Genomic DNA, 24,883 nt, shown 5'->3' on the forward strand with positions numbered 1-24,883 from the left:
GCACGCTTGCTTGGCGGCGCATCGGCGCGCGGGGGCGCGGCAGTCTCGCGTTCGAGGCGGATGGACGGTGCGCCCATGGCTCAGTCCGTCTCCCGCCGGGGACGGGAGCGGCCCAGGGAGACCACCTTGTCGGCGCCCTCCACCAGCCGGGAAATCTTGCGGCCCATGGACAGGAGCATGGCGAGCCGCGCGGTCTCCAGCCCCTTCACGTCGTCATACCAGGTGGTGAGTTGCTTGATGAGCCCGTGCATCTCGGCCATGCGGGCCTGGGCATGGCGCTCCTGCGGGGTCTGCGGCTCCTCCATCAGGATTGCGCGCAGCACGGAAAGCGTGGGATCCACCTCGCGCTTCTTGCGCTCCTCCGCGAGCGTGCGCAGGATCTGCCAGACATCGCCCGGCGTGGTGAAGAAATCGCGCCGGTCGTCCGGTAGGTGCTTGAGCAGCACCAGATTCCAGGCCTGCAGCTCCCGCAGGCTGATGGAGACATTGGAGCGGGAGATATCCAGCGCCTCGACCATCTGGTCGGCGCACAGCGGCTCCGGCGAGAGGAACAGCAGCGCATAAATCTGCCCTACCGTCCGATTGATGCCCCACCGGCTGCCCATTTCACCGAAATGCAGCACGAAAGCCTGGATCGTGGACGGCAGGTTCATTGCTTTCCATTCGACAGAAATTTCAGAAAATTCTGAAATCTACGAACCGATGCGGGCCAGACGGCCCTGCCCTTTCCCTGTGCCCGCCCGGCCGGGGCGCCACATTGATTCTCGTCAAACTCGAAGGAATGTCCCTGAAGCGCCCCGTGCGGGACGGTGGCCTGGAGCGGTGGGGACGGCTCTTTTAGGACACGGCGTCATGCCCAGGACAAGCCCAGGCTTGGCGGTCCTAGAAGACCGAAATCCATCCCGAGACCTGAATACCGATCAGCCCACAGCCGCACCCCGGCGGGGTCATGTCAGGCCGAATGTGATGGCGGTGATCACCAGATAGCGGCCGAGCTTCGCGATGGTGACGAGCAGCAGGACCATGGCAAACGGCTCGCGCAGGATCCCGGCAATGACGGTGAGCGGATCACCGACGATGGGCGCCCAGCTCAAAAGGAGCGACCATTTTCCATATCGCTGGTACCAGCCCTGTGCGCGGTCGAGGGACCGCTTGCCCACCGGGAACCAGCGACGATCCCGGTAGCGCTCGATTCCGCGCCCAAGAAGCCAGTTGATCATGGAGCCAAGCACGTTTCCGGCGGTGGCCACGGCGACGAGGGCCCACCAGGGATACGTATCGGTCAGCAACAGGCCGACGAGCGCGGCCTCCGACTGCATCGGCAGGAGCGTCGCGGCCACCAGCGCCGTCAGGAACAGCCCGGCATAGACGGTAAGGCTCATCATGGGCGCGCGTCACATGGGGCGTATCGGGCGCCCTCCCGGAGCCATGAACGGGGCATGCGCGAGATTGTCCGAAGATGCGGATCGACGGTCACGACGTCAGCGCGCGCGGCTCTCAAAAAAATCATGCCCGGGACAAGCCCGGGCATGATTTCGGTCTCAGAAGAACTCAAGGCGAGACTGTCGCCCGGTCCTAGTACTGCACGGACAGGGCGTCGATCTTGGGGGTCTGCGGGGGCGCAAACTTGGTCAGATCGATGCCTTCCACAGCGGCCTTGTACTCGTCAGCGCTGGGCGTACGGCCGAGGATCGCGGAGAGCACCACAACCGGCGTCGAGGCGAGAAGCGACTCGCCCTTCTTCTCGGTGGTGTCCTCGACAACGCGGCCCTGGAACAGGCGGGTCGAGGTCGCGAGCACCGTGTCGCCCTTCTCCGCCTTTTCCTGGTTGCCCATGCAAAGATTGCAGCCGGGGCGCTCCAGATAGAGGATGTTCTCGTATTCGGTGCGCGCCGTGTTCTTCGGCTTCGCATCATCGAATTCGAAGCCCGAATACTTCTGCAGGATTTCCCAATCCCCTTCGGCCTTCAGCTCATCGATGATGTTGTAGGTCGGGGCGGCGACGACGAGCGGCGCCTTGAACTCGACCTTGCCCTGAGATTTTTCAAGGTTCTTGAGCATCTGGGCGACGATCTTCATGTCGCCCTTATGCACCATGCACGAGCCCACGAAGCCCAGGTCCACCTTCTTGGCGCCGCCGTAATAGGAAACCGGGCGGATGGTGTCGTGGGTATAGCGCCGCGAGACGTCGTTGTTGTTCACGTCGGGGTCGGCGATCATCGGCTCGTCGATCAGGTCCAGATCCACCACGACTTCGGCGAAGTATTTCGCATTGTCGTCGGGGGTCAAAGCCGGCTTCTCGCCCGAGCGGATCTCGGCGATGCGCGCATCGGCCCTGGCGATCAGGCCCTTCAGCGTGCCGGCGGCATTGTCCATGCCCTTGTCGATCATGATCTGGATGCGCGACTTGGCGATCTCCAGAGACTCGATCAGCGTCTCGTCCTGCGAGATGCAGATGGACGCCTTGGCCTTCATCTCGGCCGTCCAGTCGGTGAAGGTGAAGGCCTGGTCGGCCAGCAGCGTCCCGATATGGACCTCGATGATGCGGCCCTGGAAGACGTTGTCGCCATGCTGCTGGAGCATCTGCGCCTGGGTCGCATGGACCACGTCGCGGAAGTCCATCCAGGGCTTCATCTTGCCCTTGAAGGTCACCTTGACCGACTGCGGGATCGGCATGGTGGCCTCGCCCGTGGCAAGCGCCAGGGCCACGGTGCCGGAATCCGCGCCGAAGGCCACGCCCTTGGACATGCGGGTGTGGCTGTCGCCGCCGATGATGATCGCCCAGTCATCCACGGTGATGTCGTTCAGCACCTTGTGGATCACGTCCGTCATGGCGTGATAGACGCCCTTCGGGTCGCGGGCGGTGATCACGCCGAAATTGTTCATGAAGGACATAAGCTTGGGAATGTTCGCCTGGGCCTTCTTGTCCCAGACGGACGCGGTGTGACAGCCCGACTGATAGGCGCCGTCCACCAGCGGGGAGATGACGGTGGCCGCCATCGCCTCAAGCTCCTGGGCGGTCATCAGGCCGGTCGTGTCCTGCGAGCCGACGATGTTCACCTTCACGCGCACATCCGAGCCCGCGTGCAGCACCTTGCCCGGGGTCACGCCGACGGCGTTGCGGTTGAAGATCTTCTCGACCGCCGTCAGGCCCTGGCCTTCGACGGTGATTTCCTTGTTCGCAGCGAAGACCGGGGTCGGCTCGACGCCGAGCGTCTGGGCGGCGAAGGTCTGGAGCTTCTTGCCGAAGACGATGGCATAGGAGCTGCCGGCCTTCATGAACTCCATCTTCTGCGGCGTGAAGGCGGCGGCGATGTCCACCAGCTCTTCGCCATTCTCGTCGCGCAGCTTCTTGCCCTTGGCGTCGATCTTCAGGACGGTGCCGGTCGCCACGGAGAATTTCTGGTCAAGGATCGGATTGCCCTCGTTGTTGAGGATCGGCTTGCCGTCCTCGCCGATCTTCTTGACCCAGTTCTTCAGATTGAGGCCGATGCCGCCGGTCACGTCCACGGTGGTGGCGAAGATGGGCGAGATGCCGTTCGTGCCCGCCACGATGGGGGCGAAGTTCACGAAGGGCACATAGGGGCTGGCGGGCTTGCCGGTCCACAGCGCCACGTTGTTGACGCCGGACATGCGCGATGAGCCCACGCCCATGGTGCCCTTCTCGGCGATCATCATGACGCGCTTGTCGGGATGCTGCTGCTGCAGCGCCACGATTTCCTGCTGCGCCTCGGGGGTGATCATGCACTGGCCGTGCAGCTGGCGATCCGAGCGCGAATGCGCCTGGTTGCCCGGCGACAGGAGGTCGGTCGAGATATCGCCTTCGGCGGCGATGAAGGTCACGACCTTGATCTCGTCCGCGACATCCGGAAGCTTGGTGAAGAACTCGGCCTTGGCGTAGCTCTCCAGGACGCCCTTCGCGACGGCGTTGCCCGCCTTGTAGGCGTCGCGCAGGCGGAACATGTCGGCGTCGTAGAGGAAGACCTGGGTCTTCAGCACCTCGCCCGCCTGCTGGGCGAGCACGGCGTCATCGCCGAGGGCGATGTCGAGCAGCACCTCGATCGACGGGCCGCCCTTCATGTGCGACAGCAGTTCGAGGCCGAAGGTGGGCGTGATCTCCGGGACGATCAGTTCACCCAGGATGACCTGCTTCAGGAAGGCCGCCTTCACCCGCGCCGCGCTCGTGGTTCCGGGCAGCGTGTTGTAAATGAGGAAGTTGAGGGCATCGGCGCGGTGCTCGCTGCCGGCATCTTTAATCAGCGTGATGAGTTCTTCAACAAGAACGCCATCATCAATCGGCTTGGGAGCGAGACCTTGGGTTTTTCTGCCTTCGATTTCGGCCAGGTAATCTAAATAGAGAGTCATCGCTATCCCAACGTCCTGAGGTGCATGGGGCTGAAACACAGCGCCGCCAAATCGGTGTTGTCGGTCGGCCTGGGGTCCGGTGGACCCCGGCTGCGCCAACGAAAGCCAGCCGATTAGGTACCACATTTCAGCGAAAAAATGGCACCCCGGATTCAGCATGGGACCGCTCGCAATGCCCACGCTCATGCATGTCGGGCCGGCTTCGTGGAAGTCAAATCTTTCAGCCCACTTTGTCTTACGACCGGCATGACGGATAAGTATTTCACAATTATATTTTCGAATTATGCGATTTATATGGGTATTTAACTTATAGTTCGGCCTGACTTGTCGCAGATTTCGACAATGAGCGATTGTGCGATGCACGCGAGTGGCGGTTCGATATTTTTGGAATGCCTCCAGACCGCCATTCCGGATCGCAGAAAAGTGATGCGGCCGCCCTGGCCTCGACAGGCACGCCCGTGCCCATCCACATCGGCCGGACCGTGCCGTTCGCCATTCCGGAACCCTGAGGATGGGATATAAATCCGCGCGACTCAGAACCGAACACGATGACGAGGCGACCATGAGGCCCCTGGGCTGGATCCTGCTCCGCACTGACGTGACGACGTGCTGATGGCGCTCACCCATCCGGTCCTTGAATGTCTCTCCTGATCACCCGGCTCACGACAGAACCCGCCCCGCTTCCCTGGCTTGAGCGTCAGGCATGGCATCCCTGGCTGGTGGTCGGCCTCGTTTCCATGGGCGCCTTCGTCGGGCAGTTGGACGCCACCATCGTCCAGCTCGCCTTGCCGAGCCTCGGGCATTATTTCGACGCCTCCCTTGAGCATGTGAGCTGGATCGCGCTGTCCTATCTCGCGGCGTTCGTGTCATTCCTGCCCATCTTCGGCCGCCTGTGCGAGATGTTCGGCCGCAAGACGCTCTACATCGCGGGATACCTGATCTTCATTCTCGCCAGCGCCCTGTGCGGCTCCGCGGCGAGCTTCGAGCAATTGCTGGTCTTCCGCTTCCTGCAGGGCGTGGGCGGCTCGCTCCTCGGCGCCAACAGCATCGCGATCCTGGTGAAGACCATCTCGCCGGCCCAGCGCGGGCGGGCGCTGGGCTGGTTCGCGGCGGCCCAGGCCGTGGGCATGAGCGCGGGGCCGGCATTGGGCGGCCTGATACTCGCCTCGCTCGGCTGGCGATGGATCTTCTGGCTGACCGTCCCGGTCGGCGCGCTGGCCGTCATCGTCGGCTGGCTGGCTTTGCCCCGAAGCACCGGCATGCAGCCGGAGCGCGCGTTCGACTGGGGCGGCGCGCTCCTCATCGGCCCCGCTTTGATGCTGATCGTAGCCATTCTCAATCATGTCTCGACCTGGGGGCTGGGCGCGCCGGTGACGCTCGCTGGGCTCGCCTTGGCCGCGCTGTTGCTCGCGCTGCTGGTGTGCAGGGAGCGCATCTTCCCGACGCCCTTGATCGATCCCGCCTTGTTCCGGAGCGCCGCATTCTGCAGCGCCGCGGCGGGCGTGGCGCTCGGCTATGCGCTGCTGTTCAGCATGTTCTTTGTCATGTCCTTCGCGCAGGGGCACGGCTATGGCCTGCCGCCCGGCACGGCGGGCCTGCACCTCGCCATCATTCCGGTGGCCATCGGGCTGACGGCGCCGTTCAGCAACAGCGTGACGGAACGGTTGGGCATGCGCTGGGTCGGCATGGCCGGCATGGCGATCAGCTTCGCGGCCGTCGCCCTCCTGATTGCCACGCTCGGGCGGGTCGAGGATCACTTTCTGTTCGATGCCACCGCCTATGCGCTGTTCGGCGTGGGTCTCGGCCTGTTCATCGCACCCAATAATCATGTGGCGCTCGCGGCTGTCCCGGCGGCCCAATCGGGCCCCGCCGGTGCGCTGCTGAACCTGATGCGCGCGCTGGGAACCTGCCTCGGTGTTGCCGGCGGCGCGACCATGCTGGCGTTGAACCTGGAGGGTCCCGGCGAGGCCACGCGAACCTGGATGTCCTCAAGCGGCCCGCAAATGCTCGTGGCGGTGCGAGACAGCCTGCCGCTGCTGGCGGCCATGGTAGTGCTGGCGGCCATGGCCACCGGCTATGCCGCGCGGCAGGTGGCGCGCCAAAGCGAGAACAATACAGCGACCTCCGATTGAGGTGTGCCCGCCCGGGGCGCTGACATTCGGTCGCGCTCGGCTACCGCCCTCCATAAGGGCGGGCGGGTCTATAGTGTGTCGGCGGGCCTTTTCCGGGGAGGGCCTGCAAGGGGGAAAACATGACCACGGCATTCGTCGCTCTCGATTTCATCAACGACATTGTCGATCCCGCCGGCAAGATCGCGGGTTCCGCCGCCGAGATCGCCGCGCGCGGTACGCTGGCGAAGGCCCATGATGCGCTGGCAGCGGCGCGGGAGCGGGGCTGGCTCACGGTGCTCGTGCGGGTGGGCTTCGCCGAGGGATATGCGGCGGCTCCCAAGACCAGCCCGATCTTCGGCCGCGCCGCCCAGCTCGGAGCGCTGAAGCTCGGAGGCTGGGGAACGGAATTCCACCCGGCCCTGGGCGCGACGCCGTCCGACGCGGTCATCCTCAAGCCGCGCGTCAGCGCCTTCTATGCCTCGGGCCTCGAAGCGCTGTTGCGCGTCAACCATGTGGAGCGGCTGGTGGTGTGCGGCGTCTCCACCGCCTGGGCGGTCCAGGCGACCGTGCGGGACGGGCATGACCGCGACTATGAGATGGTGGTGGTGGAAGACGCCTGCGCCGCCGCCGACGCGGAGGAGCATGCCGCCTCCCTCCACCTGCTCTCGCGGATCGCGCGCATGGTGCGCGCGGAGGATCTGGCCGGCCTATGAGCGGATTCGAGGCTCCGGCGGCGAAGCTGCGCGATTTTCTCGCGCGCGAGGTGAAGAGCCGCGAGGTGCTTCACGCCCTGGCGGTCATCGGCCCGCTGGTGGTGGCCTATCTCGTCTCGGGCGAGACGGCCCTGCTCAGCCTGGGCCTCATCGCCATTTCCCTGTTCGTCCCCGCGCGCAAGCTGCGGCTCGGGCCGAAAATGGTGGCGCTGCATTTCCTGGTGATCCTCGCCGTCTTTTCCGTCCTGTTCATCGCCCTGCCGTTCAAGCCCGTCTTCGTACTTCTCACGGCGCTTGCGGCCTTCCTCGCGGTCGCGGTGACGCATTATGGAAACGAGCTGCGGAGCCTCGGCAATTGGGTGTTCATCCCCGCCGTCTATCTCGCCTGCGAGGTGCGCGAGGGCGCGGGGATGGACGAGGCGTGGCGCCATGCGGCGCTCATCGTGGCCCTGTCTCCCGTGGCGCTGGCGCTGGTGTGCGCCGGGCAGGTTCTCGACCGCAATCGCCCGGCGGGTGCCCCGCCCGACTATGGGCCGGCCGCCGCCAACTGGCTTCTGCCCGCAGGTGCAACCGCGCTCGCCGTCCTCGCCGCCGCCGCTTTGGTGGAGGCGTTCGACATCGCACAGGGGCAGTGGCTGATCTGGTCCTCGGCCAGCGTGATCGTGGGCGACCTCTCCGCCACCACCGGCAAGCTGAAGATGCGGGCCATGGGCGCGTTGATCGGCGCCCCGCTCGGCCTTCTTGTGGGCCTGGCCCTACCGGCGAGCCGGCTCGGCTATTCGCTTGCGGTGCTCGGCGCCATCCTCACCCTCATCGCCTTCTCCCGCTACGTGGTGGGGTTCGGCTCGCGCTGCTTCCTCATTGCGCTCGCGGCGGCCTTCGGCGGGGGCGCGCACGGCATCGCGGAGGAGCGCGTCGCCAACGTGATCATGGGCGGCGCCTTCGGCCTCGCCGCCGTGGCGCTCACCGAAGCCATCTGGCGCCGTGCGGCCAAGGCGCAGGAGGGTGGCTAGGTGGAAGGCGTTGACGGGCTTGTGACCAGCGGCATTTCGACTGCGAAGCGGGCCTCTTTCCGGGCGCGTTTCGGCCGCAACCGCCGTTCCGGCCTGGATTCCCGACCTCCGCCAGGGACACCGCCGGGCGGGTCACCTGCGGCGCCCTCTCGTTGGCACCTACCATTGAACCGTTTATAGGTCGGCTCCAGATCCTGCGGCCGTGCTTGCGCTCGGCCTTGTGGGAATATGTCTTTGTTTTCCAGGCGAGTAAAAGAATGCGGGCACCCGGTGCGTCCTTGCCGCACGTCACGTTACGGCTCAGCACTGGGTTTGTTCTCGGATGCGCTTCGGCGCTTGTATCGCCGGCTGCGGCGACCTCCTGCATTTTCGACGCCAGCACCTCCAGCGTGAGCTGCACCGGAGAGCCCACGCTCCCGATCCTCTATTCCAATATCGCGACGACCACCTTCTCCGCATTGACGGCGGACCTGATCGCCCCTTCCGGGACGTCCATCGCCGTCATTTCCAATGCGGGCGGCTCTCCGGGCAATGGCGCACCGAATGGCGCTCTGTCGTTTCAGGGCGGCGCCTATGGCTTCGCGACAGCCAATGCCTCCGGCCTCGTCCTGTCCGCCGTCGGGGCCGCCGGGGGCGGGAATGGCGGGGTCGTCACCCTCACCGTCGATGCCCCGTCCGTTTCCGTCTCCGGCACCGGCATGGCGGCCATATGGGGCGCCAGCATCGGCGGCACGGGCGTAGCAGGCGATCCGCAGCCCATTCCACCGGACCATGACAATGTCCATGGCAGCGCCAGCGGGGCCGGTGGCTATGGGGCGGCGGCCAGCGTCACCGCCGCCATCGGCACGCTCAGCATCACCGGAGGGGCGACGGGGATCTCCCTGGCCAGCACGGGCGGCGCGGGCGGCAGCGTCGGCGCGGGCACCGAAACGGCGGGGCAGAACAATGTGGTGGGCAGCGCGGGCGGAGCCGGCGGCAATGCCGGCATGCTCGGCGGCCTGAACGCGGCGCTCTCTTTGTCCTCGGTCACGCTCAACGGTGCCTCCGGCGCGGCCGTCTCGATCAGCGCCACCGGCGGCGATGGCGGCGACGGTGGCATGGCGGTCTCCGTCATCGGCTTGGGACAGGGCCTCGCCACGGGCGGGGCCGGTGGGGCGGGCGGCAATGGCGGCGCGATTTCCGTCATGGGCAGCCTCAACCTCTCGGGCACGACCGGATCGGGGTTCGTGGGCCTGCTGGCGCAGTCGCGCGGCGGGGCGGGCGGCGATGGCGGCGCGGTCTCCGGCTATACCGGCTCCAAGGGGGGCAATGGCGGCGCAGGCGGCGCGGGGGGCAGCGTCACGGTCGGGACCGCCGACAGCGCATTCCTGCTCACCGCCAGCCTCAGCGGCGACAATGCTCCCGTGCTGGTGGCCCGCTCCTATGGCGGCGCGGGCGGCGACGGGGGCGAGACGCAGAATTCCTACGGCCAGAAGGGCACGGGCGGTGCCGCCGCAGGCGGCGGCGCGGCGGGCGATGTGAGCGCTTACCTCACCGGCAACGCGGCGACCGCGGGCACGGGCTCCACGGCGCTCCTGATCCAGTCCGTCGGCGGGTTTTCCGGTGCCGGCAACATGTCCTACGGCGCGGGCGCCCAGAGCTACGGCGCCGGCGGAAACGTGACGCTTGCCGCGACGCTGGCGCCGGCGTCCAACGCCTATGGCCTGGCCACCACCGGAAACACGTCCGACGCCATCCTGGCGCAGTCCATCGGCGGCGGCGGCGGCGCGGCGCTCCAGAGCCTCAACATCACCACCCTCGGCGGCGCGGACATGGCCGGGGGCGATGCCGGCGCGGTGACCGTCACGGTCGGCGGCGCGCCCATCCAGACCTCCGGCACCTTCTCGCGGGGCATCTATGCCGACAGCATCGGCGGCGGCGGCGGCAGTGGCGGCGGGAATACCGGCATCACGGTGATCGGCGCGGCGGGCGGCTCCGGAGGCTCCGGCGGGGCGGTGAGCGTGACCAGCGCGGTTCAGATCGTCACCACCGGCAACGGCTCCGACGGCCTGTTCGCCGCCAGCCGGGGCGGCGGGGGCGGCTCGGCCATGTCGAGCGCCGCTTCGAACTGCGTCAGCAGCGGCTCCGGCTTCTGCATCGGCGGCGGTGTGGGCGGCGGCGGCGGCGCGGGCGGCACGGTCTCGGTGAACTTCACCAACGGCATTTCTACCTCCGGTTCGGATGCGGGCGGCCTCGTTGCCCAGTCCATCGGCGGCGGCGGCGGCGACGGCGCCAATTCCGTCGGCACGGGCATCGTCTATGTGCAGGCCATCGGCGGCACCGGCGGCAAGGGCGGCGACGGCGGCACCGTGGGCGTGACCCAGGCGAGCGGCGCGCAGGGCCAGATCGTCACGCAGGGAGACCGCTCGCGCGGCCTGTTCGCGCAATCGGTGGGCGGTGGCGGGGGTGACGGCGGCAGCGCGGTGACGGTGGGTGCCATCGCCTCCTACACCCATACGGTGGGCGGCAGCGGCGGCGCGGCCGGCGACGGCGCGGCCATCACGGTCGATCTGCTGGTGCCGGTCAGCACCCATGGCCATGTCGCCGATGCCGTGTTCGCGCAATCCATCGGCGGCGGCGGCGGTTCGGCCGGCGGCGTGATCGACGCCGACATGGGCGGCCTCGTCTATTTCCAGCACAATGTGGGGGGCACCGGCGGCGCGGGCGGCTCTGCGGGCGGTGTGTCCGTTTCCACCCTCGGCGCCATCTCCACCACCGGAAACCAATCCTCCGGCATCGTGGCCGAGGCGACAGGCGGCGGCGGCGGCCATTCCAGCACGGTGGTCTCGAACTCCACACTGGTCGCGGCGAACATCGCCGTCTCCGTCGGCATGGCGGGCGGCGCGGGCGGCGATGTCACCGGCACCATTCTCGTGAATGCGGGCGGCGCGGTCACCACCACGGGGAAATCCTCCGGCGCCATCGCCGCCCATTCCACCGGCGGCGGCGGCGGCCATGCGGGCACGGTGATCTCCACCGGCGATGCGCAGATCGGCGAAGTCGCGGTGACCATTGGCGGAAACGGCGGCGGCGGCGGCGATGGCGGGGCCGTCATCGTCACGACCACCGGCCCCATCTCCACCGCAGGTGGGGCTTCCGTCGGCATTTCCGCCATCTCCACGGGAGGAACCGGCGGGACCGGCGCGCTGGTGGTGGAAGCCTCGGCCCTGTCGCTGGGCAATGTCGACGTCACGCTCGGCGGCTCCGGCGGCGCGGGCGGGAATTCCGGCACGGTTTCGGTCACGTCATCGGGCAACATCATCACAGCGGGCGGGCTGTCGGACGGCATCTTCGCCTCCTCCGCCGCAGGCTTCGGCGGGGATGCGGCCTTCAGCTTCGCCAGCACCGTGGCGGCCAATGCCGCCTCCCTCGGCGACATCACCGTCACCCTGGGCGGCCATGGCGGCGCGGGCGGCACGGCCGGCAACGTGACGGTCGTCAATACGGGCAGCATCGCCACCGCAGGCCCCTTGTCGTCCGGCATCTTCGCGCAGTCGCTGGGCGGCGGCGGTGGCCGGGCGCACGGTGTCATGGCCGGCAATGTGGGCGATGTGGGCAATGTCTCCGTCACCCTGGGCGGCGCGGGCGGCGTGGGCGGCATCGCCGGGGACGTGCTGGTGACCTCGCTCACGACCGGCACCACCATCACCACCGGCGGCTCCTCCTCTCACGGTATCGTGGCCATGAGCATCGGCGGCGCGGGCGGCTCCGGCGGCTTTGCCAGCGAGGTGTCGTTCAATGTGGGGACGCAGGCCACCGGAGGCGTGTCCGGCGCCGTTTCCGTGGCCATCGGCGGCGGCGGGGCCGCCGGCGGGCGGGCGGGAACGGTCGAGGTGGAGAACGCCTCCGACATCCTGACCCAGAATTTCGGCAGCATCGGCATTCTCGCCCAGACCGTGGGCGGCAATGGCGGCACCGGCGGCAGCGTCTATGCCGGCAATCTGAATGTTAGCAATAACGGCTCCATCAATGTCAGCGTCGATATCGGCGGCAATGGCGGCTTCGGCTCCGCGGGCAACACGGTCGGTGTCGCCAATAGCGGTGCCATCACCACCACCGGCCATTTCGCGCCCGGCATCTCCGCCAGTTCCACGGGCGGCGACGGCGGCAACGGGGGCTCCACCTATGTGGTGTTCACCCAGATCGGCCCGGCGGCGCAGGAAAAGCTCCAGGTGAGCGTCGGCGGCGCGGGCGCGGGCGGCGGCGATGCCGGCGCGGTGACGGTGTCGAACCAGGGCGCCATCAGCACGGCCGGCGGCAGCTCGGAGGCCATCTTCGCGCAGTCCGTCGGCGGCGGCGGCGGGCGCGGTGGCAGTGCCGGCTATATCGGCGTCGATTTGACCCTGCCGACGGCACATGACAACGATGCCTGGAATGTCAGCCTCAGCGCCAATGTGGGCAAAGGCGGGGGCGGCGGCAGCGGCGGTGACGCAGCGGCCGTGACAGTGACAAACGCGGGCGCCATCACCACCACCGGCACGCGGGCGCGGGGTATCTTCGCCCAGTCCGTGGGCGGCGGCGGCGGCGACGGCGGCACCGCCTCGGCCACCTCCTTCGGCCTCAGCGACATCTGTAACTGGGGCCTGAAGGGCGACTATATCTGCCCGGCCGCCAAGCCGGGCCAGGACGGCAAGGTGCCGGTGTCCGTCACCCTCAGCGCCACCGTCCAGATCGGCGGCGGCGGGGGCACCGGAGGCAACGGCGCGGCGGTCACGGTCCATAACACCAGCGCCATCACCACTGCCGGCCAGCTCAGCCACGGCATCTATGCGCAGTCGGTGGGCGGCGGCGGCGGCAATGGCGGCGAAGGCGCGCTCGGCATCGAGGCGTGGACCACCAATAGCGTGGCCCTCATGGTCACCGATCTGCCGAGCAATTTCCTGCCCAGCTTCACCTCGATCGATATCGCGGTGGGCGGCACGGGCGGCGGCGCGGGCAAGGGCGGTGCGGTGGAGGTGACAAATTCGGGCACCATCCACATCCAGGGGCCGGACCCCTCTTATGTCCAGAAATATACCGGCGTCTCCGGCGGCGTAACCAACATCCTGCCGTTCCTGGCCGGGGGCGCGGGCATCTTCGCCCAGTCGGTCGGCGGCGGCGGCGGTGACGGGGGGGCGGGATCCTCCAGCCTCACCGCCATCGTCACCCTGGGGAATACCGGCGGGGGCGGGGGCGATGGCGGCACCGTGACGGTGAACAATTCCGGCACCATCATCAACGCATCCGGCTATTCGGGCACCGGCATCTTCGCCCAGTCCGTGGGCGGCGGCGGCGGCACCGCCGGCGACGTGGGCCTCGCCTTCTCCGACAAATGGGACGACCTCAATATCGGCGTCGGCCTCGCCGCCACGGCGAATGGCGGCGCGGGCGGCAATGGCGGCGATGTGAGCGTGACCACAAGCGGCGCCATCACCACCAGCGGCACGGCGTCCGTGGGCATCATCGCGCAATCGGTGGGGGGCGCGGGCGGCATCACCGGCGTGTCCGGTCATTCCGAGCGTGCCTTCGCCGGCAGCACGGGCGCGGGCGGCAATGGCGGCACCATCTCGGCGAACGTGAACGCGCCCATCGCCGTCACGGGTACGGGATCGGTGGGCGTCGTGGCGTTGAGCACCAGCGGCATCGGCACGGGCGACTCGAGCGGCACGGTCACCGTCAACGCCAATGCGGACATCGCCGCCTCCGGCAGCGGCGGGCGCGGCATCCTTGCCTCAAGCGCCAGCTACCAGAACGGGGCGACGGGCGACGTACTCATCACCGTGGCCCAGGGCGCGAGCGTGACGACCGGCGCCGCAGGCGCCGAGACCATCGGCGTGACGGAAGGCGGTGGAAACTCCACGATCACCAATAATGGCACCATCACCAGCGGCAATGCGGCCGGCTACGCCATTCGGGTGAACACCTCCAACACCTTCGCCATCTATAATTTCGGCACCATCAACGGGTCGGTGCTCGGCAGTCCGCCCGACCCCACATCCAATCTCGGCATCTACAATTTCACAAATTACGGCCTGCTGAATTCAGGTGCCGAGATCACGCTCGCCGCCGCCAATTCCTACTTCCAGAACGAGGGGACCATCTCGCCCGGCGGGCTCGGCACTCTCGCTACTACCGCCATCAGCGCCACCCTATCGGTCAACCTCAACGCCAACGGCACCTATCAGGCGGACTTCGATCCGAGCCGGGTGCTGAGCGGGACCACGGTGGCGAGCGATAGACTCACCCTCGCCACCGGATATGGGACCACACCGGGGATCACATATGTGGAGGGCACCATCGCGCCTTATGTGGTGGTGTCCAATCCCGGCAATGCGCTGCGCTCCGGCACGGCGAACATCCTGCAGAGCGCCCAGGCGTTCGACACCTCGCTCCTGTCCGTCTCCAACAGCGCGACCGTGCAATACGGCCTGTCGGTCCGTTCCGGCGTGCAGCCCGGAGAGACGATTCTGGCCCTGTCCTACGTCATCGACACGACGCCCTGGTCCGGGCCCATCGCCGCCACCTTCCCCACCTCCGCCTTGGGCCGGGTGAATGCGAACCACGATGCCTTCGGCACCTATATGGACGGCCTCATCTTCCAGAACACGGCGCCGGGCGCCCAGAGTTTCGTCAGCAGCCTGAGCGGCCTCGTGCTGAACGTGCCGGACGGCAACACGCTTCTGACGGTCTACGACAATTACATCGCGGACGAGGCGTTCGCAGTGCCCGACGCCACCTTCCTGTCGGCCCTGATGTTCTCCAACGAGCTGCACAGCTGTGACCGGAGCCGGGCCGAGAGCGTCGTGCGGGTGGGCGAGGACGGCGCGTGCGCCTGGGCACGCATGTATGGGCGGGTGCTGGACACCAACCAGGACAAGGCCGGCCCCTCCTACCGGGAGAACATGTTCGGCATGTCCGCCGGCGCGCAGTTCACGGTGGCGCCCGGCACCCTTCTGGGCATCGCGGGCGCCTGGGAGACCGGCTCCGTGGATATGGACGTGGCGGGCAGTGCCGATGTCACCCGCTATTTCGGCGGCCTGATGCTGAAGCACGATTTCGGCGCCTTCACCCTGTCCGGCTCGCTGGAGGGCGGCATCTATTCCTCCAATCTCGATCGCGCGCTGAATGGCTTCGGCGCCTATCTGATCGCCGACAGCGACCAGGATGGCGGCTACGTGGCGAGCCATGCCCGTGTGAGCCGCCGGTTCGATATGGGCACCCTGTTCCTGGAGCCGGTCGCAGACATCGGCATCACCTGGCTGCGCCAGAACGCTTTTACCGAGAGCGGGGCGGGCGACTTCAACGCCTCCCTCTCGGCGCTCAACCAGACCACCGTGAGCGTCAATCCGTTCGTGAATTTCGGCGGAACGGTGAACCTGTCGGGCTATGCCGCCAGCCTCAAGCTGCGGGCCGGCGTGCTGGCCTTGTTCGGCGACGATCCCGTTCTGACCGCGTCACTCGCCGGGACCGGGACGTTCGGCCCCTCCTTCACCATCCAGAACAGCCAGAGCAACCTGTTCGCCGATCTTGGGGCCGGGATCGGCGTATCGCTGGCGCAGGATCTGTCCCTGAGCGCGGACGTCTCCGCCTTGCTGTCCGAAACCCAGGCCGCCTACGGCGCCCAATTGCGGCTGAACTATCGGTTTTGAAGCAAAGCTCGATCGGCACGGCTTGATGCGCCCTCGACCAGCCAGACCACCGGCGGGATATTCGTGTGCTTCGCGATGCCGGTGACCATCAAGGCACACCGCCGGAGAGGCATCGAACCGGCCGCCGTGCTTCATGCGCGCTTTCAAGAATTATCCGGCGACGGTCAAAACCATGCTACAAACAGGTTCCGTTCTCGCGCGGGATCTGAACAAAGATCGCGGCGTCATGAATGACGAATATCGACTGGAAATAATTTGCAGATCTTGGTTCGGGACAACAATATTGAACAGGCTCTGAAGGTCCTCAAGAAAAGAATGCAGAGAGAAGGCATTTTCCGCGAAATGAAGCAGCGGAAAGCCTACGAAAAGCCGTCGGAGCGTCGGGTCCGCGAAAAGGCTGAGGCGGTGCGACGGGCGCGCAAAGCGGCGCGCAAAGTTGCCCAGCGTGAAGGCCTGATCCCGATGAAGCCCAGGAAGCCGAGAGCGGATCGCTCCCCCTCCATGCCGAGATAGATCCTTTCCCGACACTGGAAATGACAGGAGCTGTCGCATGGCAAAAGGTCAGAAACGAAGCAATCGCGAGGTCAAGAAGCCGAAGAAGGTCAAGCTTGCCCCTGCGCCGACGTCAGCGCTGACGAAAGGCATTGCGATTGGCGGAGAGGCATCGAAGAAAAAATAGCCGACACCGCAGCAGGGCCGGGCGCGCTCCGGTTTGGTTCAGCCTGTCAATAGAATGGGCGCGTGAGCCTGGCGCTGGCCAAGGCCCTGCCCTTGGCGTCCATCGCATCCACGGTCCATGTATACATCCCCCCGACGCACGGGGATCGGAATGAGACCGCACCGCGAGGAATCAGCCCGAGAAGGGGGGCCGGCACGTCCGCGCCTCCTAACTCACTGCCATCCGTATTGGTGAGCACGAACCGCAATTGGGTGGTTCCGCTCGGCATGTTCTCCACCTGGAACCTAGGGCTGCTCGATTGCGAAGCGCAGAGACTTGTCCCGATCCATGTGAAATCGAGCGTCATGTCCTCAGACAGCGCAAAGGCCGAGGACGGACATGCACAGAGAAAGCAGACCAGCGCGCTCGCGATTTTCATTCCGGTTCCTCCGGCTTCGGTGCCGAAGCTGATCGCACGCTATCATGATGCGGGCTTCCCAACGGGATGAACTCGAAAATAAAAATGTTCTTTCATAAAAATAAAACCTCTCCACTTACGAAGTGTGGTAGAATAAACTATGAGTGCAAAATTCAAGATCGACGGTCGCGTCGAATTTGTTGCTGGCTTCGGCTCACCGCCTGGACAGTTTCGAATTATTCGTGAGCTGCCGTCCGAGAGAGACGAGCCGAGCTACCGGCTCAAGGGCGAGCACGAGGCATTTGAGCGTGTGGCCCGGGAATCGCAACTTCGCCGGGTTGTCGAAAATTTAAAATAATTTAAATAGCCACACCTGCCTTCACATCAAGAGCACCCCTCCCACGGGGAATGCATGATATTGAATGGCAGTTTCAATTAACACGAACGTGCGTGTGGCGATTTTTATTCAATATATATTTCCAACTCTTCTGAAATTTTCAGAAATCAAATCTGTGCGATTGAAGGGAAACAGTGATGAGTGTCGGTACCGTGAAATGGTTCAATGCCACCAAGGGCTTTGGCTTCATTCAGCCCGAGGATGGCGGGGCGGATGTGTTTGTGCACATCTCGGCCGTCGAGAAAGCCGGAATGGCGACGCTTTCCGAAGGGCAGAAGGTGCAGTTCGAGCTTGTTCGTGACGAGCGCTCCGGAAAGAGTTCCGCAGGAAACCTTCAGGCTGCGTGACAAACCCATGCCATTGACCGTGGATGTATCGGGAATGGCATGAAGCGCCCTGAAGGCGAAAGTATCAGGCTCCGCCTCGCCGAGGCGGAGCCTGTTTTTGTGAAAGGGACAGCCCTTTGGCTTAAAATAAGTCGGCTCTGCTGGACCGACATCCTTGCGCGCCCTGCCCGCCCCTCCGCTTCGATGCGGTGGATCCCGGCGACACTGCCGAGCGCGCCCAATCCATTTCCGCAGGGAAGGACACCCTCTCCAATGTGGGTCGGGGGGTGCATCACGGTTGTGACTTTCCCGACGAGATAGCCGGGCCGACCGCAGGGAACGCCTCTGAAGCCATTCGCGCCGGCTTGAAACCCATCTACGTCAACGATGCGAAGTCGCGAGATCGTCACTCGCGAGATCGACCTCCGCCTTGGCGGCGCGTCCGAACGTCGCTTCCGACGCCTGATCGAGGGCGAACCTCACATGAGAAGCTTGGCGCTTTTTGGCATCCGAAAGCATCGCGCGAAGTAAGATGGCCTTCGGCGCATCGCGCCCCTCTGCCGCGACATTGATGATCCCCTCCGGCTTCTCCACACCTTGAAAATGAGCTCACTCTTCGAGAAGCTTATTGTAAGCACAACTTACATTAATTCGCTTCCCGCGAATTATCGTTAGGTATTATAATGAGTGTTGAAATATTTATTTCGTGATGATTACATTGCGTGATCACATCGGAACATGAATGTGGCTGCACGAAAAGGAGAGATGGCTCTCTCCATTCGATGCGAGTGCGAAATGAGCGTTTCCGGGGGCGGAAATGGATTCGACGCGCACAAGTCATTGCCCTCCAAGGGGCACGTCCGAACAGGCCTACACCTCGCTCATGCCCAGGCTCGAGTTGCTCGCGCCGTGTTTCGTGGCGCTTCTGCATCCCGACGGCGGGGACATGGACCTTAACGGCGTGATGCGGCGCTATCCGTCAGCCCTCGCTTTGCTGTCCGCCTGCGCGGAGTTTTCCGGAAGCGCCCATCTGGGCATCCTGCTGGCCCAAATCTGGCCGCTCCCGGAGCTTCACCCCTCCCCGGCCGACACACCCACCTGGACCGTCCTGAGCGCGGCTCTGGCGGATGCGCGCGGCACCCTTGACCTCAACCAGCACGGCCAGATCATTCTGGGGTGGGCGCCTGGAACCGTGCGTGTCAATTATGTCATTACCGACAATGCCATGGAGAGCGGGGCGGTCGCCGCCGATTTCGAGATCGCCATGGCCTGCCGAATCCTCTGCAAGCTGCTTGGCCCGGAATTCACGCCCGAACTGGTGGAGCTTCCGCGCCGTGCGCCGCGGGATGCGCGCGCTTACAGGCGCGCCTTCGCCTGCCCCGTCGCCTTTAACGCCAGCGTCGCGACCATCCATGTGAACGCGGCCGCCCTTCAGGCGCCCACCAAGCTACGGGTCGGCCGGAAGGACGGGGTGGGAGCGGACTGGGCCACGGACCCTGCCCCGCTCGGGGATCTCGTCGCGCGTGAACTCGCCCTCAAGATCGCCCTGGGCGAATCCCCGTCCGCTGCCCGGGTCGCCACTGTCCTCAACATGGGATGCCGGACGTTGCAGCGGCAATTGGAGCACGCGCAGACCAGCTTCCGGCTGCTCTGCGACGGCGTCCGTTTTGGAATGGCCAAGCGGCTGCTGCGGGATACCGATATCGACCTGACCAACATGGCCTTGTCGCTCGGCTATTCCGACGTTTCGGTTCTCACCCGCGCCTTCACCCGCTGGGCCGGCACCTGCCCATCCAACTGGCGGGCGAGCCACCCGGCCCGCGAGCCGGCCTCACGCCGGGCGCCAGAGATGACGGAAGGACGGTGAGCGCGCTCACGGAGCGGGGTCCAGGCGGTCAAAGCGGATCAGGCGCGGCACGAGGCTGACGCTCCACGCGACCCCCACGCCCAGCAGCGTCTCCAGGAAACGATTGATCGCGTAGTCCCACGACCCGCCCATGTGACCCACGAGGATAAGGCCGGAAATATAGCCCGCCACCTTCGCGCCCTCACCGATGCGGGCAAGCTGGCAGCAGACCATGGACAGGAAGATCCCGAGGCCCAGCGTTGCCAGATGGGCGGGGAACATGGTGCCGAGCGCGGCGCCCACCGCGGTTCCCACCATGGTGGCGGCCACGCGGACAAGGCCCAGCCGCCGGGAGATGCGGGGCGACAGGTCCGTCACGATGATCGACGCAATGAAGGCATAGACCGGATGGTCGAAATTCAGGGCTTTCGCCAAGGGCAGCGTAATCAGCGCGGCCACGGCGACCCGTAATGCGAGCTGAAGTCCTGTAATGGCGTTTCCCATGGATGATGCCCGTTCGGATATCTGAGTATCCGGCATGAGGTTGGGCGCATCATTGTCTTCGGGTACGCGAAGGCGGCCGATCTCGCGAAATCGAACATGTAATCAATCCACGATGCTTGACATTTCGCGACAATAAATCAGATCGCCCCGTTCAAGAATCGATGTCGCAAAATATCAAGCAGCGCGGGATCGATGATGATCAATATCGAATGCCTGAATGTCTCGTGTCGCCGGCAATCACAATGCCGGCGCGGACGATTTCTGATGTATAAAATCAATCAGTTCGAGGGAGAGATGCCATGCCTGATCAGGCGGGGCCGCAGATCGACGCCTTCTTTCTCCTTCACTCCGTCCGGCCGGACCATTGGCGCGGTGCGCTGACCGTGATCGAAGCCTGGCATCGGGGCGAGGCCACGGCGAATGACGTGAAGAGCGCACTGGCGGCGTTCGAGGTCATCGAGGAATTCCATGCGTTTCCCGGCGTTGGCGCCATGGCGCGGCTCCACCAGCTCATCGCGGCGGGGGACACACTGGGCACCATGAAGCTGGTGCGTTCGCTGTCCGATGCCATCATCTCCGGGCACGAGCGCGGCGAGGCGCTGGCGGAAGCCGCCGGTGAGGCGGAGGACCTGCTGCCCTTCACCAGGGGCGACACAGGCCAGAAGCGCCCCTCCTTCGAGACCCTGTTCGTCACCGCCCAGCCGTCCACCCGCTGGCCCGCGATGGTCGAGGAGGTTCGGCGCCTGCGCCGCAAGGAGGACCTGTTCGTGTACGACGCCCTGTTCGTCGCCTCGTTCGAGGATGCGGTGTGCGCGGCGGTGGCCAATCCCCGCATCGCGGCGGTGGTCACCATCGACGACATGCCGTACCGCTCGCGCCACGACACGCCCGTCCTGCGCTCGCTGCTGGATCCGATCCTGAACTATTCCGGTGGCCAGGCATCCGGCATTGACCTCGCCGATGTGCTCAAGGCCATTCGTCCCGAGCTGGACATCTATGTGCTGTCCGACCGCAACGTCGAAGCGCTGGCCGGAATGCAGCAGAGCAGTGTCGCCCGGCGGATCTTTTACGCCGTGGAGGAGCCGCTCGAACTGCATCTGTCCATCCTGGAGGGCATCGCGGCGCGCTACGAGACGCCTTTCTTCGACAATCTGAAACGCTATGCAGAGCGGCCCGTCGGGACCTTCCACGCCTTGCCGATCGCGCGCGGGAAATCGGTCTTCCGGTCCGAATGGATCGGCGACATGGCCGAATTCTATGGGATCAACCTGTTCCTCGCGGAAAGCAGCGCGACCACGGGCGGGCTCGACAGCCTCCTGGAGCCCACGGGCAACATCAAGAAGGCCCAGGAATACGCGGCCCGAGCGTTCGGCGCCGATCATGTCTTCTTCGTCACCAACGGCACGTCCACCAGCAACAAGATGGTGGTCCAGGCGCTGATCAAGCCCGGCGACATCGCGATCATCGATCGCAACTGCCACAAGTCCCACCATTACGGCATGGTCTTGAGCGGCGGCCAGCCCATCTATGTGGAGGCGTATCCGCTCACGCGCTATTCCATGTATGGCGCGGTCCCGCTGTCCGAGATCAAGCGGGCCATGCTCGCGCTGCGCGCCGAGGGCCGCCTCGACCGGCTGCGGCTGCTGGACCTCACCAACTGCACATTCGACGGCCACATGTACAACACCCGGCGGGTGATGGAGGAATGCCTCGCCATCAAGCCGGACCTGATCTTCCTGTGGGACGAGGCGTGGTCCGGCTTCGCCCATTGGTCTCCTTTCCTGCGGCCGCGCACGGCCATGGGCGCGGCTACTGCCATCGAGGCGTGGATGCGAGAGCCGGCATCCATCGAGGCTTATGAGCGCCAGCAGCAGGACCTCGGCGGCTCGCCCTCGGACGAGACGCTCATGGAGACGCGCCTCATTCCCGATCCGCGCCAGATCCGGCTTCGCGTGTACCAGACCAATTCCACCCACAAATCCATGTCCGCCATCCGGCAGGGCTCCATGGTCCTGGTCCGTGACGTGGATTTCGCCCATGTGGAGAGCCAGTTCCACGAGGCGGTGTTTACCCACGCCTCCACCAGCCCGAACCAGCAACTGATCGCCAGCCTCGACGTGGCGCGACGCCAGATGGAGCTGGAGGGCTATGGGCTGGTGACGAACGCCATTTCCATCGCCCTGAAGATCCGGATCGCGGTCAACCGGCATCCCCTGATCTCCCGCTATTTCCGCATCCTGGGCGCGGACGACCTCATACCGTCCGAGTTCAGGCAGTCGGGCTTCACGGATTTCCTCTCGGAAGGCGTGACCTGGGGCGACATCGCCCGCGCCATGCGCGAGGACGACTTCTATCTCGACCCGACCCGCATGACCCTCGTATGCGGGACGGCCGGCTTCGACGGCACGCAGTTCAAGGGAATTCTCGCGAACCGCTACAATATCCAGGTCAACAAGACCTCCCGAAACTCCGTGCTGTTCCAGTCGAACATCAACAATACCCGCAGCGACATCGCTCATCTCATCCGGGTCCTGGCGGAGATTGCCGGGGAGATCGACGCGCGGCTCAAGACCGGCGGCGCGGGCGTGAACGACGCCTTCGCCGCGCGCGTGCGCTCCCTGATGGACGATGTGCCGGACCTGCCGAATTTCAGCCGGTTCCACGATGCGTTCCGCGCCGATGCCGGCGACAAGACCCCGGAAGGCGACATGCGCACCGCCTTCTACGGCGCCTATGACGAGGCCGGGTGCGAATACCTGCCCCTGATGAGCGCGGATATCGACCAGCGCCTCGAAGACGGGCCGGAACTGGTCTCCGCGAACTTCGTGATCCCCTATCCCCCGGGCTTCCCGATCATGGTGCCCGGACAGGTGCTGACCCGGGAGACCATCGACTTCATGCGCAAGCTCGATGTGAAGGAAATCCATGGCTACGAGGCCGCCAAGGGCCTGAAGCTGCTGCGCGCGGACCGTCTGGACGGCGCGCGCGCCTGAGCGGGGAGGAGAACGACCATGTCCGGCTTCTTTCATTATCTCGCCGCCAACCCCTACATCCTCCTGTTCCTCACGGTGGGGGGAGCCGTCTGGCTCGGGCGGCAGTCCGTGGGCGGATACGGCCTCGGCATGGTGGCCTCCGCCATCATCATCGGCTGCGGCCTGTCGGTCTGGGCTTCCAGCTACGGGGCGAAGCTGGAGCTGAACAACTTCACGAAATCCATGTTCTACTATCTGTTCATGTATGGGGTGGGCCTTCGCGTCGGCCCGTCCTTCGTGAACAGCCTGGGCGGGGACGGCCTCAAATTCACCGGCCTTGCCGTCGTGAGCTGCGTGATCGGCTTGCTGCTGGTGGTGGCCGGCGCGCGGATCTTTGATCTTCCCGCAGGCGCCGCGGGCGGCATGCTGGCCGGCTCTCAGACCATGTCGGCGGCCATCGGCTCGGCGGAGGAGGCGGTGAATTCCGGCGTGGTCAAGCTGGCGGCGGGCACCACCGCCGAGCAAGTCTCCTCCATGATCGCCCTGTCCTACGGCATCACCTATATCTGGGGCACGGTGGGCATCATCCTCATCACCAAATACCTGCCGACCTGGTGGGGCGTGGACGCCCGCAAGGCCGCCCAGCGCTACGAGGTGGAGCACGGCGTCGCCAGCGGCGACACACCGGCCCTGAGTGCCTGGATGCCCGCCGCAATCCGCGCCTACCGGCTCGAAAACACCCTCTGGGCCGGCCGGACGGTGGGGATGCTGCTGGAGGAGAACCCGGAATACCGCGTCGTCAACGTGGTGCGGGACGGGCAGCGTCTGGAGCTGTCCGACGACCTCACCCTCGCGCTCGGCGACATCATCGCCCTGGGCGGACGGCGCGAGACCATGACGGATAAGATGGGGCTCGTCGGCCCCGAGGTCTCCGATCGGCTGGCCCTGGACATTCCCCTCGACCAGGCGGAAATCCTGGTGACCAACCGCGACATGCTCAAGCTGACCCGCTCGGAGATGCGGCACCTGCCGGACGTGAACCAGGTCCAGGTGACGAAGCTGGAGCGGGGGGGCGTCCCGCTACCCATCGGGTCCGACACCAAGCTCCAGCGCATGGACATCGTGACGGTGGTGGGCCTCAAGGATGCGGTGGGGCGGGTCGGTGCCCTGTTCGGGCGGGTGGTGCGCCCCAGCACGGCGACGGACCTGTTCACCCTCTCGGTGGGGATGGTCCTGGGCTTCCTCATCGGCGCCATCCAGTTTCCCGCCTTCGGGGCGTCGGTCGGGCTTGGAAATGCCGGTGGCCTGCTGGTGTCGGGCGTCATCATCTCGTCCCTGGCCTCGCGGCTCCGGTTCTTCGGGAATACGCCCAACGCCGCCCGGAACATCCTTGAGGATCTCGGTCTCGTGGTCTTCGTGGCCATCGTCGGCATCAATGCGGGCAATTCCCTGCTGGCCCAGCTCACCGGCGTCCTTGCCCTGAAGATCTTCATCGTGGGCTTCGTCGCCTGCTCCATCCCCCCGGTGATCGTGTGGATGATCGGCTACCACGTCTTCAAGATGAACCCGGCGGTTCTCATGGGCGGCGTCGCGGGCGCGCGGAGCCATTCGGGTCCCTGCCGTGAGGCAGCGGTCGAGATCCAGAGCAACGTGCCCTGGATCGGATTTCCGGTGGCTTATGCCGTCTCCGGCGTGCTGCTCACCGTCTTCGGCTATTTCGCGATGGTCCTGGCGCAATAGGCCCGCATCCGTGCCCCGCCGCCTTCTCCCCAGGCGGCGGGGCGGGGGACACCGGGCCGGCCTTTCTCGCCGGCATTCTCTCCGCCATGTCCAAGCACTCGCACATCCAGCCGGGCATGAGCCTGACGGCGCTCACTGTGCGCTGCCCTCTTC

At 65.8% G+C, this 24,883-nt stretch carries 17 protein-coding genes; 12 read left to right on the plus strand and 5 right to left on the minus strand.

Annotated features, from left to right (window positions below):
• Positions 1–80: 80 nt before the first annotated feature.
• From EJJ38_RS17540 to EJJ38_RS17550, 3 genes are all read right to left on the minus strand, one after another.
• A complete protein-coding gene (locus tag EJJ38_RS17540; protein ID WP_127091580.1) occupies positions 81–653 on the minus strand; it encodes a GbsR/MarR family transcriptional regulator in 573 nt (190 codons plus the stop codon).
• Positions 654–947: 294 nt separating this feature from the next.
• Entirely contained in the window at positions 948–1,385 is a 438-nt protein-coding gene (locus tag EJJ38_RS17545) for a YqaA family protein (protein ID WP_127091582.1), read from the minus strand.
• Between the two features lie 190 nt (positions 1,386–1,575).
• Positions 1,576–4,365 (minus strand): bifunctional aconitate hydratase 2/2-methylisocitrate dehydratase, encoded by a 2,790-nt coding sequence (locus EJJ38_RS17550; protein ID WP_127091584.1) that lies wholly within the window; start codon positions 4,363–4,365, stop codon positions 1,576–1,578.
• Between the two features lie 638 nt (positions 4,366–5,003).
• On the opposite strand from EJJ38_RS17550, the gene EJJ38_RS17555 reads away from it, so the two are divergent.
• From EJJ38_RS17555 to EJJ38_RS17590, 9 genes are all read left to right on the plus strand, one after another.
• A complete protein-coding gene (locus tag EJJ38_RS17555) occupies positions 5,004–6,497 on the plus strand; it encodes an MFS transporter (protein WP_127091586.1) in 1,494 nt (497 codons plus the stop codon).
• Positions 6,498–6,616: 119 nt separating this feature from the next.
• Positions 6,617–7,189: a cysteine hydrolase family protein gene (locus EJJ38_RS17560; RefSeq protein ID WP_127091588.1), complete on the plus strand. Its 573-nt coding sequence runs from the start codon at positions 6,617–6,619 to the stop codon at positions 7,187–7,189.
• On the plus strand, positions 7,186–8,202 hold the full coding sequence (locus tag EJJ38_RS17565) for an FUSC family protein (RefSeq protein WP_127091590.1): 1,017 nt from the start codon (positions 7,186–7,188) through the stop codon (positions 8,200–8,202). The genes EJJ38_RS17560 and EJJ38_RS17565 overlap by 4 nt, the downstream gene beginning before the upstream one ends.
• Before the next feature lie 389 nt (positions 8,203–8,591).
• Positions 8,592–15,869: an autotransporter outer membrane beta-barrel domain-containing protein gene (locus tag EJJ38_RS17570; RefSeq protein ID WP_127091592.1), complete on the plus strand. Its 7,278-nt coding sequence runs from the start codon at positions 8,592–8,594 to the stop codon at positions 15,867–15,869.
• Between the two features lie 255 nt (positions 15,870–16,124).
• Positions 16,125–16,382, plus strand: coding sequence for a 30S ribosomal protein S21 (gene rpsU, locus EJJ38_RS17575; RefSeq protein WP_127091594.1), 258 nt, complete (start codon positions 16,125–16,127; stop codon positions 16,380–16,382).
• A gap of 37 nt (positions 16,383–16,419) precedes the next feature.
• The gene (locus EJJ38_RS20830) at positions 16,420–16,548 is read left to right on the plus strand and encodes a hypothetical protein (RefSeq protein WP_274704741.1); all 129 of its coding nucleotides are present in this window, start codon (positions 16,420–16,422) and stop codon (positions 16,546–16,548) included.
• Positions 16,549–16,814: 266 nt separating this feature from the next.
• The gene (locus EJJ38_RS20510) at positions 16,815–17,036 is read left to right on the plus strand and encodes a hypothetical protein (protein ID WP_205666207.1); all 222 of its coding nucleotides are present in this window, start codon (positions 16,815–16,817) and stop codon (positions 17,034–17,036) included.
• A 69-nt stretch (positions 17,037–17,105) separates the two neighbouring features.
• Complete coding sequence (locus EJJ38_RS17585; protein WP_127091597.1) at positions 17,106–17,303, plus strand: hypothetical protein; 198 nt, start codon at positions 17,106–17,108, stop codon at positions 17,301–17,303.
• A gap of 176 nt (positions 17,304–17,479) precedes the next feature.
• Positions 17,480–17,689 carry a cold-shock protein gene (locus EJJ38_RS17590; RefSeq protein ID WP_127091599.1) on the plus strand — a complete coding sequence of 70 codons (210 nt, stop codon included), beginning with the start codon at positions 17,480–17,482 and terminating at the stop codon, positions 17,687–17,689.
• 360 nt (positions 17,690–18,049) lie between these two features.
• Here the strand turns inward: EJJ38_RS17590 and EJJ38_RS17595 are convergent, their stop codons facing one another.
• Positions 18,050–18,262: a hypothetical protein gene (locus EJJ38_RS17595; RefSeq protein ID WP_127091601.1), complete on the minus strand. Its 213-nt coding sequence runs from the start codon at positions 18,260–18,262 to the stop codon at positions 18,050–18,052.
• A 352-nt stretch (positions 18,263–18,614) separates the two neighbouring features.
• Between EJJ38_RS17595 and EJJ38_RS17600 the strand changes: the two genes are divergently transcribed.
• Positions 18,615–19,535: an AraC family transcriptional regulator gene (locus EJJ38_RS17600; protein ID WP_164738557.1), complete on the plus strand. Its 921-nt coding sequence runs from the start codon at positions 18,615–18,617 to the stop codon at positions 19,533–19,535.
• A gap of 6 nt (positions 19,536–19,541) precedes the next feature.
• Here EJJ38_RS17600 and EJJ38_RS17605 read toward each other — a convergent pair whose 3' ends face one another.
• Positions 19,542–19,973 (minus strand): FUSC family protein, encoded by a 432-nt coding sequence (locus tag EJJ38_RS17605; protein ID WP_164738558.1) that lies wholly within the window; start codon positions 19,971–19,973, stop codon positions 19,542–19,544.
• A gap of 344 nt (positions 19,974–20,317) precedes the next feature.
• Between EJJ38_RS17605 and EJJ38_RS17610 the strand changes: the two genes are divergently transcribed.
• Complete coding sequence (locus EJJ38_RS17610; protein ID WP_127091607.1) at positions 20,318–23,011, plus strand: aminotransferase class I/II-fold pyridoxal phosphate-dependent enzyme; 2,694 nt, start codon at positions 20,318–20,320, stop codon at positions 23,009–23,011.
• 18 nt (positions 23,012–23,029) lie between these two features.
• Positions 23,030–24,730 carry an aspartate:alanine exchanger family transporter gene (locus EJJ38_RS17615; protein ID WP_127091609.1) on the plus strand — a complete coding sequence of 567 codons (1,701 nt, stop codon included), beginning with the start codon at positions 23,030–23,032 and terminating at the stop codon, positions 24,728–24,730.
• Positions 24,731–24,883 lie beyond the last annotated feature (153 nt).

This window comes from Aquabacter cavernae, from assembly GCF_003993795.1.
Lineage (GTDB): Bacteria > Pseudomonadota > Alphaproteobacteria > Rhizobiales > Xanthobacteraceae > Aquabacter > Aquabacter cavernae.

What these genes read in the sequence shown, in the direction of transcription:
- EJJ38_RS17540 (WP_127091580.1), bottom strand. Translation starts at nt 653, where the DNA reads ATGAACCTGCCGTCCACGATCCAGGCTTTCGTGCTGCATTTCGGTGAA.
- EJJ38_RS17545 (WP_127091582.1), bottom strand. Translation starts at nt 1,385, where the DNA reads ATGATGAGCCTTACCGTCTATGCCGGGCTGTTCCTGACGGCGCTGGTG.
- EJJ38_RS17550 (WP_127091584.1), bottom strand. Translation starts at nt 4,365, where the DNA reads ATGACTCTCTATTTAGATTACCTGGCCGAAATCGAAGGCAGAAAAACC.
- EJJ38_RS17555 (WP_127091586.1), top strand. Translation starts at nt 5,004, where the DNA reads ATGTCTCTCCTGATCACCCGGCTCACGACAGAACCCGCCCCGCTTCCC.
- EJJ38_RS17560 (WP_127091588.1), top strand. Translation starts at nt 6,617, where the DNA reads ATGACCACGGCATTCGTCGCTCTCGATTTCATCAACGACATTGTCGAT.
- EJJ38_RS17565 (WP_127091590.1), top strand. Translation starts at nt 7,186, where the DNA reads ATGAGCGGATTCGAGGCTCCGGCGGCGAAGCTGCGCGATTTTCTCGCG.
- EJJ38_RS20830 (WP_274704741.1), top strand. Translation starts at nt 16,420, where the DNA reads ATGGCAAAAGGTCAGAAACGAAGCAATCGCGAGGTCAAGAAGCCGAAG.
- EJJ38_RS20510 (WP_205666207.1), top strand. Translation starts at nt 16,815, where the DNA reads ATGTTCTCCACCTGGAACCTAGGGCTGCTCGATTGCGAAGCGCAGAGA.
- EJJ38_RS17585 (WP_127091597.1), top strand. Translation starts at nt 17,106, where the DNA reads ATGAGTGCAAAATTCAAGATCGACGGTCGCGTCGAATTTGTTGCTGGC.
- EJJ38_RS17590 (WP_127091599.1), top strand. Translation starts at nt 17,480, where the DNA reads ATGAGTGTCGGTACCGTGAAATGGTTCAATGCCACCAAGGGCTTTGGC.
- EJJ38_RS17600 (WP_164738557.1), top strand. Translation starts at nt 18,615, where the DNA reads ATGGACCTTAACGGCGTGATGCGGCGCTATCCGTCAGCCCTCGCTTTG.
- EJJ38_RS17610 (WP_127091607.1), top strand. Translation starts at nt 20,318, where the DNA reads ATGCCTGATCAGGCGGGGCCGCAGATCGACGCCTTCTTTCTCCTTCAC.
- EJJ38_RS17615 (WP_127091609.1), top strand. Translation starts at nt 23,030, where the DNA reads ATGTCCGGCTTCTTTCATTATCTCGCCGCCAACCCCTACATCCTCCTG.